This is a genomic window from Candidatus Poriferisodalis sp., from assembly GCF_965237655.1.
In the GTDB taxonomy this organism is placed as follows: Bacteria; Actinomycetota; Acidimicrobiia; order Acidimicrobiales; family Poriferisodalaceae; genus Poriferisodalis.
In genome coordinates this window covers 271,070-285,851 of record NZ_CBDEGB010000002.1, presented here as the reverse complement: position 1 = coordinate 285,851, position 14,782 = coordinate 271,070, and the positions used below count along the sequence as shown (strand labels likewise).

The window sequence follows — 14,782 nt, the reverse complement described above, 5'->3', positions numbered from 1 at the left end:
AGATCGCATGACAGCAAAACGGTTCTTCGAGACGACGCTCGAAGCGGGTCGCATCGACGATCTGAGCGCTTCAGGGGGGTGGCCGAACCGGCTGCTTGACGATCAGATCACCAAGTGGACCGCTGAGCGGTCCAGCGAACCGGTCATCACCGACCGTTTCGGCACGATGACCTGGGGCGAGTTCGGTGCCGAGGTGGACGCCGCCAGCAAGGGTTTGCTGGAGATCGGCGTCCGTCCAGGCGTGATCGTCCAACTCCAACTGCCGAATTGGCGCCACTTCGTCGTGGCTGCGGTGGCCTGCGATCGCATCGGTGCCGTGGCCAATCCGGTTGCCCCGATCTTCCGGCACAACGAAGTCACCGTCATGAGCGAGCTCGGCCGGCCGATGGTCGTCATCACCGCCGACAGCTACCGAGGCTTCGGATTGGCGCAGATGCACGCCGAACTCCGGGAACGCTGCGAATGGGTGGCCGAACTTGTGGTGGTGCCGAGCCCGTCAACCTCGATTGAGGACGAATCGTGGCTGCCCGCTGACGCGATGACCTGGGAGGACCTGATCGAGGAGGGCCGGTTCTCGTCCTACGACCGCGCCGCCGTCGACCTGTGCCGGCCGGGGCCGAACGATGTCTGCGAAATGATGTTCACCTCAGGCACCACTGGGTTGCCCAAGGGCGTCATACACACCCACAACATCCTGGAGGTGGCCGTCGACGCGTTCTTGGACACCGTGTGCGCAGGGCTTGTGCCGCATCCCGGTGCAGGGGCACCGCAGGCGTATGTCAGCCATATGGCCTCCACCCTCGGCCACCAGACCGGCTACCTCTACGGGATACGGCTCCCGTTGCATGTCGGCGGTCACGTCGTCATGCAGGACGTGTGGGATCCGGTCGAGTTCGTGGGTCTCATCGAGAAGCACCGGATCCAGTTCTCGATGGGCGCCACACCGTTTCTGGCCGATGTACTCGGCGTTGAGAGCTTGGCTGATCACGACCTGTCCTCGTGGCAACGCTTCCTGTGCGCAGGCGCCGCGATCCCCCGTCCCGTGCTCGAGCGTGCCATTGAGCTGCTGCCGGACTGCACGGTCATGCCGGGCTGGGGCATGACCGAGTGCGGCCTGCTGACGGTGGGCATGCCCGATGATCCGCTGGAGCGCCGCCTCACCGATGGGCGAGCAGTGCGCGACAACGAAGTGCGCGTCGTCGACGAGGCCGGCGAGCCTGTGCTGGACATCGAAGGCGACTTGCAGTGCCGGGGAACGGCGTTGTTTGCCGGCTACATGGCCGGGCGCGAGTTCACCGCCCAGCACTGGCCCGACGGATGGTTCGACACCGGCGACCGGGCGATCATGGATGCCGACGGCTACATCAGCATCGCCGGCCGCTCGAAGGATCTCGTCATCCGCGGCGGTGAGAACGTCCCGGTCAAGGAAATTGAGGGCGTCTTGCTGCGGCATCCCGCCGTGGGCGTGGTGGCGATCGTTGCCAAGCCCCACGAGCGCCTCGGCGAGATCGGCTGCGCGTTCGTGCAGCCCGTCGGCGATCCGCCCACACTCGCCGATCTCACGGAATTTCTGGACGCTCGGAACGTGACTCGCCAGTTCTGGCCCGAAGACCTAGTCATCGTGGACGAGTTCCCGATGACGCCCAGCGGCAAGATCCAGAAATACCGTCTGCGCGACAGTCTCGACTGAGCCGGTCTCGACGAAGCCCGGCGCCCGCTAGGGGTACGAAACGGGGATGCCCGCGGTCGTGTAGGTCACCCTCGGGTCCCACAGCAGCCAGTCGCTGATGCCAAGGTCGTGAGCGGCATCTATCTGAGCACGCACCTCAGCGGGTCCGTAGTCGACACTCAACGAGAAGTCCTGCAGCCAGGGCACGATCGCCGTGTTGGTGCCGGCCAGCACATTCTGGAATTCGGCAAGCGAAGCCCGCGTGATGTCGTAAGGCTGCGCTTCGGGGTGCGAGACGCCATATTCGCCCCGGCCCCAGTGCGACGGATACACCATGGGCGCCACATAGTCGACATGACTTGACATCGCGCCGACATCCTGCGCTATCCACTCGCCACGGTCTGCGGCGATGCCGAACACCGACACGCCGTGGAACACCTCGGCCTCCCGCAACATCGTTCCCGCTTCCGCGAGGAAGCTCACGATGACCGGCGAGGGATCGCCGCCGTCCCAACCGGGAATGCGCATGCCGCTGAGGTTTCCCTCGGGTCGGCGCATGTAGTCCCAGAGGATGTCGTCGATGCCTGCAGCGGCCGCTTCTGCCGCGATGTCCAAGTTGTACTTCCGCACAACCGCGTGGTTGAAATTGGTAAAGCCGCCATAGGCGGACAGCAGCGGCCGGCCGTCCGGGGTCTGCAATACCCAGTCGAGGTTGCCGGTCGAAGCTGCGTAGCGAGTGAGCACCGGGTCGTTGAACGCCACGATGCGGCCGATCACGCGCACGCCCATGTCGTGCAACTCGTCAATAGCACTTCGTAGGTCGAATAGGTCCTTCGAGGAGCCAACCTGGCGCGCCAGCGGAATCGATGTCGAATGGCCGATGTAGCCATCCTCGTCCTTGAGGTCGAGCTGGACCGTATTGATCCGGCCCTGTTCGATGAGCTCCACGATGCCCGAACGGAGCCCGTCGTGATCCCATGCGGCGGCGCTGACATGCACACCGGTGGTGTGGGGATAGCCGATGGGCACGATGAGGTCGAACGAAGTGCTGTTGCCTGCGGCATCGGTCGCGATCACCGGGAGCGGGCCGCCGGGCGGGCTCGACAGGGTGAGGCTGAATGAACCAGACGACGTGTCGAGTTGTTGATCGCCGATCTGCAGGGACACGCCCGCCTCGATAGGCCCAGCCAAGACCACCGGCTCGCCCAGCGGCACCGGGTCGTGAACTCTCGGCAGGTCGATTGCCGGGGGTGTCCCGTCGACCGTGAACGTCACCGCTGCCTGAGACGTGCCGAAGAAGCGCCGGTTCACGTCCAGGGTGACGATGTGCAGGCCCTCAGTCAACCCGGGTACCGGCCACACGATCCGGTTGTCGTAACGCTGAACGCCGCTCACGGGCAATCCGTCGAGCAGCATTTGGGCCGATTCGACGTCACCACCGCTCACGCTGAATTCCAGGACGGCTCCCTCGAGGTGGCCGGGCTGCAACATGGCACCCTCATGGATGCCGCCGATGGTGATCTCGGTAACGCGCAGCGCCCCGACCGCCACGACCCCGACCCCGATCGTCGCCGCGGCGAGCAGGATCACTGCGATCAAGCGGCCGCCACGGCTGCGCCCGTGGGGCCGTCCCGCAGTGCTGATGACAGCACGATCAGCCACCCGGCGGGCACGACGACTCAACCCCGTCGCATACAGCGGTGCCTCGGACTTCGGCGGCCTCCACGGAAACCCCCAGCCTTCCGCCGGGTCAACCGCCTGGGGAGCAGTCTGGCTATCGACGCGGCCGCCGAGGTCATTGCCGACCAGCGACGGCCCGACTTCGAAGCCGTGCTGGGTCAGCGACCAGCGAGCGCCTCGCAGCCCCGGTACCGAGCCCACCGGCGCCACGATGCCCGATCGCTGCAATGTGCCCAGCGACGCCTGCACGACCTGGTTGTCCAGAGCTGCAGCCGCGCTGATCTCGCCGATCTCGGCCGTACCCCCACGGACGAGCAGCTCACGCAGTATGCGCCTGTCGGCAGGCGCCAATAACGGCATCGGATCGAGTGTATTGAGGCTGCTGAGCACCCTTTAGTCAAGCGCCGACGATTCAGCCCAGTGACGCCTGCGCGGGGTGGCGGGCAGTGACGGTGGTTGTGATGCCGCCCCGGACCAGCCAACGCGTCTCGACCGTTGCTTGTTTCGGTGCGACGGCAGCAACCAAGTCGTCGAGGATGCGGTTGGTGATGGCCTCGTGATGGACGGGCTCGTCTCGGTAGCTCCACAGGTAGAGCTTCAGCGACTTCAACTCCACGATGCGGCGATCTGGGATGTAGGCGATCTCGACGGTGGCGTAGTCGGGCTGCCCGGTCACGGGGCAGACGCACGTGAGCTCGGGCGTCGTGCAGCGCACCTCGTAGTCGCGGTCCGGGTAGGGATCGTCGAGCGCGATGAGGTCCTTGGACGGTTCGCTTGCCATGGCGGATCTCCTCGACTGGCAGGTGCCGCTGCCGGTCAGTAGGACAGGGTGGCGTGCGGTGTGTTCTCCGCCAACCCGAGCGGTGTCACGGCAACGAATTCGGCGCGCTCGGTGAATTCGGCCAAGTTGCGGGCGTTGGTGTAGCTCATGGCGCTGCGGAGGCCGGCCATGAGTTCGCCGATCAGCTTGCCGGCCTCGCCCCGGTACGGAACCGTGCCCTCGACGCCTTCTGGTGCCCGCTGCTCGAAGTACTCGTCGTCGATTTCCTCGCCGTGGCGCTCGGCTCGCGCCTCGATGGCCTCGAAGCTGGCCATTCCCCGGATGCGCTTGCGCAGCCCGTACGGCCCCTGCTCGACTTCGCCGGGGCTCTCCTTGGTGCCGGCCAGCATGCTGCCGATCATCACAGTCTCCGCGCCGACGGCAAGTGCCTTGGCGATGTCGCCCGAGTTACGTATGCCGCCGTCGGCGATGACCGGGACGTCGAGTCCGGCATCGGCCAGGCCGTTGACCACGTTGTCGGTCGCGGTCAGCTGCGGCACGCCGACCCCCGCGACGAGTCGTGTCGTGCAGACCCCGCCAGGTCCGACGCCGACCTTGATGGCATCGGCGCCGGCTTCTGCCATGTCGATTGCACCGTCGATCGTGGCGACATTGCCGGCGATGACGTCGATATGGCCGAAGTGGTCCTTCAGGCGGCGTACGCCGTCGATGGCGTGATCGGCGTGACCGTGCGCGATGTCGAGGACCAGCAGATCGGCTCCTGCTGCGACCAGGGCCTTGGCCCGGTCGCCCATGTCGTGATCGGTGCCCACCGCGCCGCCGACCACCAGCGCCCCGTCGTCGATCCGTTTCACCGCAGCAATCTGGCTCGCCTGCGTGTCGATCGGCATAAACCGGTGGACGATGCCTGCACCGCCGAGACGGGCCATGGCGATGGCCATCTCGTGCTCGCAGACCGTGTCCATGTTGGCTGCGATCACCGGCAGTTCAATCTGGATGTTGCGTGACAGGCGGGTGCGCACCGATACGTGACTGCGGCTGCGGATCGACGACCGCTGCGGCACGATCAGCACGTCGTCGAAGGTCAGTCCGGTTCTCAGGTCGCGCAGTTTCATGAGCGGCCCCAAGCTACCGTGACCCGCTATGAGGCCCCGGCGCAAAACTCTGGCAACGGTCGTTGTGCTGCTGGTGATCGTCGCCGCCGCGGCGGCCTTCGGCGTCTGGCGGGTGCTCGGCTCCTCACCTGAGGAAGTCAGCTTGGCCGAAGCTGTCGCTGACGCCGAGCTCGTGCAAGCAGACGCCACACCGGGTGCGACGACCACGGTGGCTGCCACAGGTGATGAGAGCAGTGATGCAGCACCCGAGGGCGGGGCCGGCGACCATGACCAAGACCAAGACCAAGACCAAGAATATGTCGTGGTCGTCCCGGAAGACAGCGACGCCGATGCAGCCTCTCCTTCAGACGACGTTGCCACGATCGATGACATCAACGGCAGCTGGAACGTCGACGCCGAGACTGGCTCGTTCACCTTGGAAGACGCCACCGGCTCGTTCGCCGGTTTCCGCGTCGACGAGGAGCTGGCGAGCATCGGCGCGTTCACCGCTGTGGGGCGCACCGGCGACGTCAGCGGCACGATGGAGATCGCCTCAGAGCAGGTGACCTCAGTGGAGATCGAGGTCGACCTCACCACGCTCCAGACCGACGACAGGCGTCGGGACGGAGCAGTTCAACGGGCTCTGGGCGCCTCCCGGCATCCAACCGCCGCGTTCTCGCTCACCGAGGATCTGCACATCGAAGGCGCTGCGGTCTCAGGGACAGCAATCATGCTGTCGGCGCCAGGCGACCTGACCGTGAACGGCATCACCAGACCCGTTGTCGTCGACATCCAAGCGCAGCTGGTGGGCAGCGTGATCGCAGTAGTGGGTTCTGTCGAGGTCACGTTCGCCGATTTCGACGTGACCGTGCCGCAGGTGCCGGTCGTCCTCTCCGCCGAAGACCACGGCGTAATGGAGTTCCAGCTGTTGTTCAGACGCCGTTAGGCGTCTGAACCATCAGACACAGCCGACGAGCTTCCTAGGGACGGGTGCAACGTTTGGGCGGGTCAGGCATGATGTGGCGCCGATCCGGCCAAACGAAGGAGCACCGATGGCAACCCTCTCTGCGGAACCGCTTTCCAAGTCCTACGCGACCGTCAATGGCAAGCGGATGGCGTACCACGAGTCCGGATCCGGCGATGCAGTGGTGTTCCTGCACGGCAACCCGACATCGTCGTACCTGTGGCGCAACATCGTGCCTCACGTGCAACCGCACGCTCGCGTCATCGTCCCGGACCTGATCGGTCAGGGCGACTCGGACAAGCTGGACGACACCGGGCCTGACTCGTACCGGTTCGTCGAGCACCGTGAGTACCTCGACGGGCTGCTTGACCAGCTCGATCTGGGCGCCAACATCACGTTCGTGATCCACGACTGGGGCTCGGCGCTGGGCTTCGACTGGGCGAACCGTCACCGCGACCGCGTGGCCGGCCTCGTCTACATGGAGGCCATCGTGTGCCCCATGACCTGGGACGAATGGCCCGATGCAGCAGCGCGCATCTTCCAGGGCTTCCGCTCCCCCGCCGGCGAGGAGATGGTCATCAAAAAAAACCTGTTCGTGGAGGCCGTGCTGCCCGGCTCGATCCAGCGCAAGCTGACCGAGGAGGAGATGAACGAGTACCGCCGCCCGTTCGTCGAGCCTGAACATCGGCGTCCGACGCTGACGTGGCCGCGTCAGATCCCGATCGAGGGCGAGCCGGCCGATGTGGTCCAGATCGTCACCGACTACGGCGAATGGCTCTCAGGTTCTGATGTGCCGAAGCTGCTGGTCAACGCAGATCCGGGTGCGATCCTCAACGGCCCGCAGCTCGAGTACTGCCGCACGTGGCCGAACCAGACCGAGGTGACCGTGGTGGGCAACCACTTCTGCCAGGAGGACAGCCCCGACGAGATCGGCCAAGCCATCGCCGACTGGCTGGGAAACCGCTGATCCAGCAGTTCGATCAGGTAGGGCGCTAGCTGAGTCCGACTGCCTGGCGAGCGCGGGCTTCGCGCTGCTTGCGCTCGATCTCGGTGCGCTTTTCGACCGGCGTCTGGTTGGTGATCACCTGGTAAATGTCGGTGTCGATGTCTTCCAGGAGCACATCGCCGGCCAGCACGGCTGACTTCCAGTCCTGATGTTCGGCGTCGCGCTCGTGAAACTCGCCCATGACCTCGTCGGCGAACAGCTCCAGGCTGGAGCAGATGTCCGCGTGAGTGTTCTTGCCGGCCTGGTTCAACAGGATGAGCTGGTCGACGTGGGATTCTTCGTACATCTTCAGCTTCTGGCGAATCGTGTCGGGTGAGCCCACGAGGCCGACGTTGTTGCTGGCCTTCTGACCTTTCGGCGACTTTTTCCACTCCTGGTACTCGTCCCACAGGTTGACCGAGCCCGGCTCCACCGGGCCGTGGGAGTTGTAGAAGACCAGCGAGAACTGGAAGAAGGTCCAGCCTTCGGCCTTGGCCTGCGCTTCCTCATCGGTGGGAGCGCACATGAACGGGCTGACGACGGCGACGCCCGGATTGGTCTGGTAGTCGCAGAGCAGGTCGAGGTGGTTGAGGTAGTTGTTGTAGTAGGCGTTCACCCAGGCCTTCGCCGCGTCGGCAGACACGAATGAGAAGCCCAGCGCACCCATGCCGCGTTGAGCCGCCATGACAATGGTGTCGAGCTGGCTGCACGCCACCCACAGCGGCGGGTGGGGCTTCTGGTAGGGCTTCGGCACCACGTTGCGGGCTGGGAACTTGAAGATCTCGCCGTCGTAGCTGTGGTTCACCCTCTGGAACATCGGCATCAGGCAGCGCACGGCGTCTTCCCAGACCTCGCGCTTGTCCCGGAAGCGGCGATCGAAGGGGTGCAACTCGGTGACCGAGGAGCCCTCGCCGATGCCCAGCTCGACCCGGCCCCCGCTGACGAGGTCGAGCGTGGCGACCCGCTCGGCGACCCGGGCGGGATGGTTTGTGGGCAGCTGAACGATGCCGTGCCCGAGGCGGATGTTCTTCGTGCGCTGGCTCGCGGCGGCCAGGAACACCTCGGGGGCGGAGCTGTGGCTGTATTCCTCGAGGAAGTGGTGCTCGACCTCCCACGCGTAGTCGTAGCCCAGCTTGTCCGCCAGCTCGATCTGGTCGAGTGCCTGCTGGAACAGCACGTACTCGGAGTCGTCGTTCCACGGCCTCGGCAGCTGCAGCTCGTAGAAGATCCCGAACTTCATGACACGCCTCCGGGGGTTGCGGGGCGCCGGCCATCCTAGGTGGGCTCGTGTTCGGGGTCTCTGGGGAGGGCGATCGCGAGATCAGGTGGACGTGGAACAAACACTAGTGTTTGGTCACGCACCGACTGCGAGGAAATGTCAAGGATGGAGACCGTCGGATTCGTCGGGTTGGGCACGATGGGCGGGCCAATGTGCGCTCGCCTAGCTCGTGCTGGCCATCACGTGCAGGCCTTCGATCTGAACCCGCTGGCCCTCGAGGCTGTCGCAGCGGAAGGGGCCACCGCCGTGGGCTCGGCAGCGGAAGCGGCAGCCGGTGTCGACGTGCTGCTGACGTCACTGCCGGCTCCGCAGCATGTCGAGTCTGTGATGTGCGGCGCCGGTGCGCTCGCGGCCTTGGCACCAGATTCGGTCTGGGTGGACCTGACCACGAGTCGGCCCGAGCTGATCCGGCGCTTGGCCGACGAGGCGCCGGAAGGCGTTGCCGTTGTGGATTCGCCGGTGACCGGTGCTGTAGACGGCGCTCGCAACGGCACCCTCACGCTGTTTGCCGGCGGCGAGTCTTCCACGGTCGAGCGGGTACGCCCGGTGCTCGAACGACTGGGTCGGTTGATTGCCTGCGGCGACTTGGGCGCAGGCTGCGTGGTGAAGCTGGTCACGAACCAGCTGTGGTTCGTGGGCGCTGCCGCGCTGGCCGAGGGGCTGGCTGTGGGGGTTCGCAACGGCGTCGAACTCGGCGACCTGTGGGAGGCGATCAAGGACAGCGTGGCGGACAGCTTCGTGGCCCGGCACGATGCGCCGAGCATCTTTGCCGGGCACTACGACCCGTCGTTCACGCTGGGCCTGTGCATGAAAGACCTTGGTCTGCTAGTCGAACTAGAGGAAACCGTCGGTACCGACCTGCCCATGACCACCGCAGTACGCGCTGCATTTGAGCGAGCCACCGAGCGCTACGGCCTCGATGCCCCCGAGCTCAGCGTGGCCCGCCGCATCGAGGACGACGCTGGGCTCTCGCTGCGACTTGACGGCGACTGGGTTCCGCACTGGGAGGCATGAGCAGGTGGGCGGGGCAGCATCCGAAACAACCGCGGACGCACCCACGGAAGCACCCACGCAGGATGCTTCGACTGGGCTGAGCGGGCTGAGTGACGAGCAGGTCGAGAAGCTGATCGACACGGCGCGCTACCCGCTCGGCGGCCGGGATGCGCCACCCAGCGATCCGGGGCACGCCACGTACTGGCGAGCTGTTCGCACGGCACGCGCAGGCCTGCGATCGGACGGCTGTGCCCTGCTGAAGGAATTCGTCACGGCGGGTGCGGTGCGTCTGCTGAACGACGAGATCGTCGCGACCAAGCCGAGGACCCACTTCTCGACGCAGGTCATCAACCCCTATTTCCACACCGATGTCGATCCCGACTTCGATACCGACCATCCGGTCAACACGTTCACTGAGCGATCCAGCGGCTTCATCCCAGGTGACGCCTGGCCCCAGGTGTGCGCAATAGACACGCTGTTCCGGGCGCCGCAGATGTGCCAACTGCTCGCCGACTGCCTCGAGATCGACTCGTTGTACTGCTACGACGATCCGCTCGCAGGCCTGACGGCGAACATCTTGGACCCGGGCCAGCAGTTCCCCTGGCACTTCGACACCAACGACTTCGCCGTGACGGTGCTGGTGCAGCCAGCCGATGAAGGCGGGTTGTTCGAATTCGCCCCTGCTGTTCGATCGGCCGACGACGAAGGGTTCGAGACGCTTGCGGCGCTCCAACGCGGCGTTCGTGACGGCGTCCACACACTCGACCTCGAGCCCGGCGATTTGCAGATGTTCCGGGGCCGCTATTCGCTGCACCGAGTCACCCGCGTGAGCGCGACCTCGCAACCACGGCACGCAGCGATCTTCGCCTACACCCGCCAGCCCGGTGTCATCGGACGTGTCGAGCGGACACGGCAGCTGTTCGGCCGGGTTCTGCCCGAGCATGAAGAAGCCGAGCAAAGCCGAGTCCGCGACGACGACCTGCTCGACTGAGCAGATTCGGCGGATTCTGGCTGCGCGCCATGACCGGGAATACAGCGTGCTGAGCTGCGATGTTCCGCGTACCGTGCAGATGTGAGCGAATCAACAGGTAGCGGCACGCAGGCTCCCTCATCACGAACCCAGTTGCGGCGGATGGCTGAACGCGGCCGCTATGAGCGTGACGAGGTCGTGGAAATTCTCGACGCCGGGCTGATCGCGCACGTCGGCGTGAACACACCCGACGGACCGCTGGTGTTGCCGATGGCCTACGGGCGCGACGACGAGAACCTGTACCTGCACGGGGCGCTGGCCAATCACCTGCTGAACTCCGGCGAGGGCACCGGGATCTGCGTGACGGTGACCCATCTTGACGGCTTGGTCATGGCACGCACGCCGTTCCACAACTCGATGAACTACCGCTGCGTGGTGGTCCGTGGTCAAGCTCGTCGCATCGACGACGCCGTAGCGAAGGAACGTGCCTTGAAGCTGGTGACCGATCACATCGTTGCGAACTGGGACACCTCCCGGCCGCCGACTGACGCCGATCTGCGGGCCACGCTGGTGCTGGAGCTGTCACTGTCCGAGGCATCGGCCAAGGTGCGCTCCGGCGACCCCGCCGACGACGAAGAAGACATGGCCGGCAACTGGTGGGCTGGCGTAGTCCCGCTGACGACTCGCTTCGAGCTGCCCTCCCCCTCAGCCGACCTCACCGAAGGCATCCCCACCCCCGCTGCTATCGCCCGCCTCGCCAACCGCACACCCGACATCCGCCGCGCCAGGTAACTCGGGGCCAATGCGAGACGGGGTCGAGTCGCAAGGCCTCCCGCAGTGACGCACATATATAGCTAGCATCACGCTTGCTATATATGATTGGACACGTGAAGACGATCTCGATCACTATTGACGAGCATCTGAATGATGCTGCGAGGCTTGAAGCGAAGCGGCGCGGCATCTCAAAGTCCGAACTGATTCGCCGGGGTTTGCTCTACATGCTCCAAGACAGCGAACCTGTGTCATCTGACGATCCTTGGACGGCGCTCGCGGGCTTCGGGCCGAAGGGCTTGAACGTCGAGCCGGGCGAGATCGACGAAGTCGTCTACGGCACGTGAAGTTTGCCGACACGGGCTGGTGGGTGGCCTGGGCACTGCCGTCGGACGCACGACACACCGACGCACTGGCGATGCGGCGTCGCCTCGGCCGGTCCGAGCAGATCCTCACAAGCAATCACGTCGTCGGCGAGACATGGACATTCCTGAGGCGACGTGCCGGACACGCATACGGAACCGCCTACTTGGACCGCATCGAGACGCTGCAATCCGGGCACGGACTCGTCGTGACCCACGTCACCCGCGACCAGGAGCAGCGGGCATTGCGCTGGTTGCGGACACACGACGAGCGGAACTACTCGTTCGTAGACGCCACGAGCTTCGAAGTGATGCGCCAACGGCGGCTTCGAGAGGCCCTCGCTTTCGACGGCGACTTCGCCGCCGCTGGTTTCGTCAACGTCGTGCCGTGACTCCAGCCCGGCCGCGAGCGGCTTACTGCTGGCCCCAGCCGGGTACTGCCGGGTCGAGGGGGTGATAGTCGGCAGCGTCGTCGAGGAATATGGCCCGCTCAGTGTGCAGCCCCGTGGGAGGGTCGAGGGTGCCCGCGCAGATGGCGATGGTGTCGACCTGGTCGGGCGGGCCCTCCGTCACCTTCCAGAAGAGCGACCCGCCGCATTCCCGGCAGAAGCCATAGGCCACGTTCGGGTCGTCGGCAGGGTGGTGCCAGCTCAGGGTGCTGTCCGACACGAGGCGGAGGTCGGAGCTCTGGCATCCCGTCGCCGCCATGAAATGGCCCGTCCATCGTCGGCAGCGCCAGCAGTGGCAGTTCCACACTTGGCGGATCGGGCCGTGCACTTCGTAGCTGACACCGCCGCACAGGCAGTGACCCGAGGGCCGTCGCTCCGACGGAGACCCAGCCGATTCGTTCATGGCAGTCCCTCCGTGGCCCCGCCCCGGTGCCGACCGGGCCGCAATTGTCCCATGGCACGCAGGCCAGTCGTAGTGCCCCGCGCTAGTTGTCGTCAATCTCGATGAGGATGCGGCAGTGGTCGCTCGAGCCCCACTCGTCCGGTGAATTCAGAGCGCGGACATTGATCTGCTCGTGAAAGCCCCGCGAGGCAAAGACGTAGTCGAGCTGGTTGGCGGCAGTCTCCGGCGTCTGCCGTGTCGTGTGGTACGTCGGCACATTGCGAGTATCAGGCGGCAGTCCGGCGGGCGTCGGATCGGCTTGACGCCCACCATCGGGAGCTTGCGGGCCAAGAAACTCCAACCCCAGAGCATCCATCCGTTCGAAAACTGTTTGAGTCCGAGAAGCGAGATTCTGCGGTTGCTCGTCCAATTCCCCATAGATCATGTTGAGATCTCCCGCCACCAGGATCCGATGTGAGGAAGGGTCAGTGTTGCCTATGAACGCCGAGAGATCCGAGACGATTCTGTGTGCAGAACCGTCCGAATAGCCCACTTTCCATCGGCTATTGGTCGAGGGATGAGCGCCGACCCAACGTGCGTACATGGACGCCACGACGATGGATTCGAGACCGGCCGGCGCAATTCGAGCCACCGCGATGGTTCCAATGCCACTGACTGCAATTTCGTCGTCGAGCACCCAGCCGATCGGGCTGACCTGCCGGTACCACTCGACGCCAACACGATCGGACAGCTTCACAACCTTCGGCCACCGGTCGAACAGCTTCGGCCAGCGGCCGTGCCACCAGTCCGAATTCCACTGGTGCGCGTCCCAGCTCGCATCGGGACCGGCATCGACTCGGCCTGCGACATCCTCCGGGCTCTTGCCAGCTTCCTGGAGGAGGGCGACGTCGGCATCCATCTCAACGAGCTGGCGCCACGGCTGATGCCTCTTGGCGATGTTCCAATTCACAACTCTTGTCACCATGAACGGCGAACGTACCCCCAAGCTGCGACAGGTTTAGGAATCGCCTCGAATTCGAGCTAGCTGCGGCGAAGTCGCGTAGCGATCGACCTTCTGGAGAGTCCCCATCAGGTACGAAATCCAGTTCAAGCTTGCGGCATGAGGATGATTCGATGATGGAACGGAAGAGGGAATTGCAGATGCCTGTGATCGAGACGTTGTGGGGCTCGATCACGTCGGTGGGATTCGCCTCGGGTCATCGGTTCGTGATCGGCAACTGGCGGCGCAGCCCCATCGGACCGTTCGCCGACATCATGTGGGCGCAGCCCGACGGGCATCGCGTCCTGCTCGGCGAGGCTGATGCTGCCCAGTACGTCGACTCCGTGTACCCATTCGATGATCTTCAGCACCAGCCGGTCACGACCGAACGCATCGGCCGTCGCTACACCGTTCGCTCGGGTGGCCTGGAACTGCAAATGACGATCGGCCTGGCGACACTCAGCCTGCCGCTGCGTCCCCAATGGGTCACTGCCACCGTCGAGAACTGGTGCGCCCGCAAGCTGCTCGATGTGCGCACCTATAGCACCAGCCCGACCGGTGTCGTCGAGTGGTACTGAACCCGCACGGCCCGCCGGATCGTCGCCGCGACAGCGAGCCTGGACGGTGCCGACCTCGGGGCGCTCGCCTCGCTTGACCGGCCGCTCGGCTTCGGTTTCACCGATCCGCCCCGGCAGCCCTCCCACGTCAGGCTGCGAGTCGATCTGCAGCGCCGGCCCTCGCCAGCCGCCACAGCGCATCCAGGCGTGAAGTGGCAGTCCCCGACGGACGGTTCGGGCTCCTGTTGACCGCACCGAACCCCTGGTGAAGGCTCGCTCTGTGAACAAGTCCACCAAGCTTTGGACGATCGGTCACTCCAATCACCCGACAGATCGCTTCCTCGCCCTGCTCCAACAGCACGGCATCGAGACGGTCGTCGATGTCCGCTCGCAGCCCTACAGCCGCTTCTCACCTCACTTCAGGCAGTCGCGCCTGCGGGATCTGCTGTCGGAGATTGGCATCGGCTACCTGTTCCTGGGTGACGAGCTAGGCGGCCGGCCCAAGGAGCCGGAACTCTACGACGACGCCGGCAATGTGCTGTACGACCGCGTCGCGCGCACTAGACGTTTCGCCAATGGGCTGCGTCGTTTGATGGCCACTGCTGCGACCCAGCAGGTTGCAGCCATGTGCAGCGAAGAAGATCCGACACGCTGCCATCGACGGCTACTCATCACCCAGGCACTGCTCAACGACGACGCCCCACCGACGGTGATGCACATCCGAGGCGACAGTCAACTCGTTTCGGAATCTGAGATGGAGACCCACGAACTCACCGCAGGACCCCAGTTGGCCTTATTCGACGAGGATTCCTCAGCACCAGTTCGTCACCGCCGCTAGACATCGCT

The 14,782-nt window shown here is 65.1% G+C and carries 16 protein-coding genes; 10 read left to right on the top strand and 6 right to left on the bottom strand.

From position 1 onward, the window contains the following. The first annotated feature begins 7 nt into the window (after positions 1 to 7). Positions 8 to 1,690, top strand: a complete 1,683-nt coding sequence (locus ACPXYO_RS09305; protein ID WP_423919365.1) for an AMP-binding protein — start codon at positions 8 to 10, stop codon at positions 1,688 to 1,690. A 27-nt stretch (positions 1,691 to 1,717) separates the two neighbouring features. Here ACPXYO_RS09305 and ACPXYO_RS09300 read toward each other — a convergent pair whose 3' ends face one another. The 3 genes from ACPXYO_RS09300 to guaB are packed head-to-tail and all read right to left on the bottom strand — an operon-like array spanning position 1,718 to position 5,245. Further along, a complete protein-coding gene (locus ACPXYO_RS09300; protein ID WP_423919362.1) occupies positions 1,718 to 3,709 on the bottom strand; it encodes a putative glycoside hydrolase in 1,992 nt (663 codons plus the stop codon). Between the two features lie 52 nt (positions 3,710 to 3,761). Beyond that, positions 3,762 to 4,130: a preQ(1) synthase gene (gene queF, locus ACPXYO_RS09295; RefSeq protein ID WP_419554409.1), complete on the bottom strand. Its 369-nt coding sequence runs from the start codon at positions 4,128 to 4,130 to the stop codon at positions 3,762 to 3,764. A gap of 35 nt (positions 4,131 to 4,165) precedes the next feature. Then, a complete protein-coding gene (guaB, locus tag ACPXYO_RS09290; protein ID WP_423919358.1) occupies positions 4,166 to 5,245 on the bottom strand; it encodes an IMP dehydrogenase in 1,080 nt (359 codons plus the stop codon). A gap of 28 nt (positions 5,246 to 5,273) precedes the next feature. Between guaB and ACPXYO_RS09285 the strand changes: the two genes are divergently transcribed. Continuing rightward, the gene (locus ACPXYO_RS09285; protein ID WP_423919355.1) at positions 5,274 to 6,170 is read left to right on the top strand and encodes a YceI family protein; all 897 of its coding nucleotides are present in this window, start codon (positions 5,274 to 5,276) and stop codon (positions 6,168 to 6,170) included. 106 nt (positions 6,171 to 6,276) lie between these two features. Then, positions 6,277 to 7,155, top strand: a complete 879-nt coding sequence (locus ACPXYO_RS09280) for a haloalkane dehalogenase (protein ID WP_423919352.1) — start codon at positions 6,277 to 6,279, stop codon at positions 7,153 to 7,155. 25 nt (positions 7,156 to 7,180) lie between these two features. On the opposite strand, the gene ACPXYO_RS09275 is transcribed toward ACPXYO_RS09280, so the two are convergent. After that, positions 7,181 to 8,413, bottom strand: a complete 1,233-nt coding sequence (locus ACPXYO_RS09275) for an LLM class flavin-dependent oxidoreductase (protein WP_423919350.1) — start codon at positions 8,411 to 8,413, stop codon at positions 7,181 to 7,183. A 144-nt stretch (positions 8,414 to 8,557) separates the two neighbouring features. Here ACPXYO_RS09275 and ACPXYO_RS09270 point away from each other — a divergent pair, with 144 nt between their 5' ends. The 5 genes from ACPXYO_RS09270 to ACPXYO_RS09250 all read left to right on the top strand — a co-directional run bounded on the left by ACPXYO_RS09270 (position 8,558) and on the right by ACPXYO_RS09250 (position 11,940). Next, entirely contained in the window at positions 8,558 to 9,466 is a 909-nt protein-coding gene (locus ACPXYO_RS09270) for an NAD(P)-dependent oxidoreductase (protein WP_423919347.1), read from the top strand. Between the two features lie 4 nt (positions 9,467 to 9,470). Continuing rightward, positions 9,471 to 10,436 carry a HalD/BesD family halogenase gene (locus tag ACPXYO_RS09265; RefSeq protein ID WP_423919345.1) on the top strand — a complete coding sequence of 322 codons (966 nt, stop codon included), beginning with the start codon at positions 9,471 to 9,473 and terminating at the stop codon, positions 10,434 to 10,436. 81 nt (positions 10,437 to 10,517) lie between these two features. Further along, a complete protein-coding gene (locus tag ACPXYO_RS09260; RefSeq protein WP_423919342.1) occupies positions 10,518 to 11,207 on the top strand; it encodes a pyridoxamine 5'-phosphate oxidase family protein in 690 nt (229 codons plus the stop codon). A 95-nt stretch (positions 11,208 to 11,302) separates the two neighbouring features. Next, complete coding sequence (locus tag ACPXYO_RS09255) at positions 11,303 to 11,533, top strand: CopG family transcriptional regulator (protein WP_423919340.1); 231 nt, start codon at positions 11,303 to 11,305, stop codon at positions 11,531 to 11,533. Then, on the top strand, positions 11,530 to 11,940 hold the full coding sequence (locus ACPXYO_RS09250; RefSeq protein WP_423919337.1) for a type II toxin-antitoxin system VapC family toxin: 411 nt from the start codon (positions 11,530 to 11,532) through the stop codon (positions 11,938 to 11,940). Before ACPXYO_RS09255 ends, ACPXYO_RS09250 begins: the two co-directional genes overlap by 4 nt. A gap of 22 nt (positions 11,941 to 11,962) precedes the next feature. Here the strand turns inward: ACPXYO_RS09250 and ACPXYO_RS09245 are convergent, their stop codons facing one another. After that, complete coding sequence (locus ACPXYO_RS09245) at positions 11,963 to 12,400, bottom strand: GFA family protein (RefSeq protein ID WP_423919334.1); 438 nt, start codon at positions 12,398 to 12,400, stop codon at positions 11,963 to 11,965. 82 nt (positions 12,401 to 12,482) lie between these two features. Then, positions 12,483 to 13,364 carry an endonuclease/exonuclease/phosphatase family protein gene (locus ACPXYO_RS09240; protein ID WP_423919331.1) on the bottom strand — a complete coding sequence of 294 codons (882 nt, stop codon included), beginning with the start codon at positions 13,362 to 13,364 and terminating at the stop codon, positions 12,483 to 12,485. Positions 13,365 to 13,540: 176 nt separating this feature from the next. On the opposite strand from ACPXYO_RS09240, the gene ACPXYO_RS09235 reads away from it, so the two are divergent. Both ACPXYO_RS09235 and ACPXYO_RS09230 read left to right on the top strand, forming a co-directional pair. Beyond that, positions 13,541 to 13,957, top strand: a complete 417-nt coding sequence (locus ACPXYO_RS09235; protein WP_423919328.1) for a hypothetical protein — start codon at positions 13,541 to 13,543, stop codon at positions 13,955 to 13,957. A gap of 259 nt (positions 13,958 to 14,216) precedes the next feature. Next, positions 14,217 to 14,774: a DUF488 family protein gene (locus ACPXYO_RS09230; RefSeq protein WP_423919325.1), complete on the top strand. Its 558-nt coding sequence runs from the start codon at positions 14,217 to 14,219 to the stop codon at positions 14,772 to 14,774. The last annotated feature ends 8 nt before the right edge of the window (positions 14,775 to 14,782 follow it).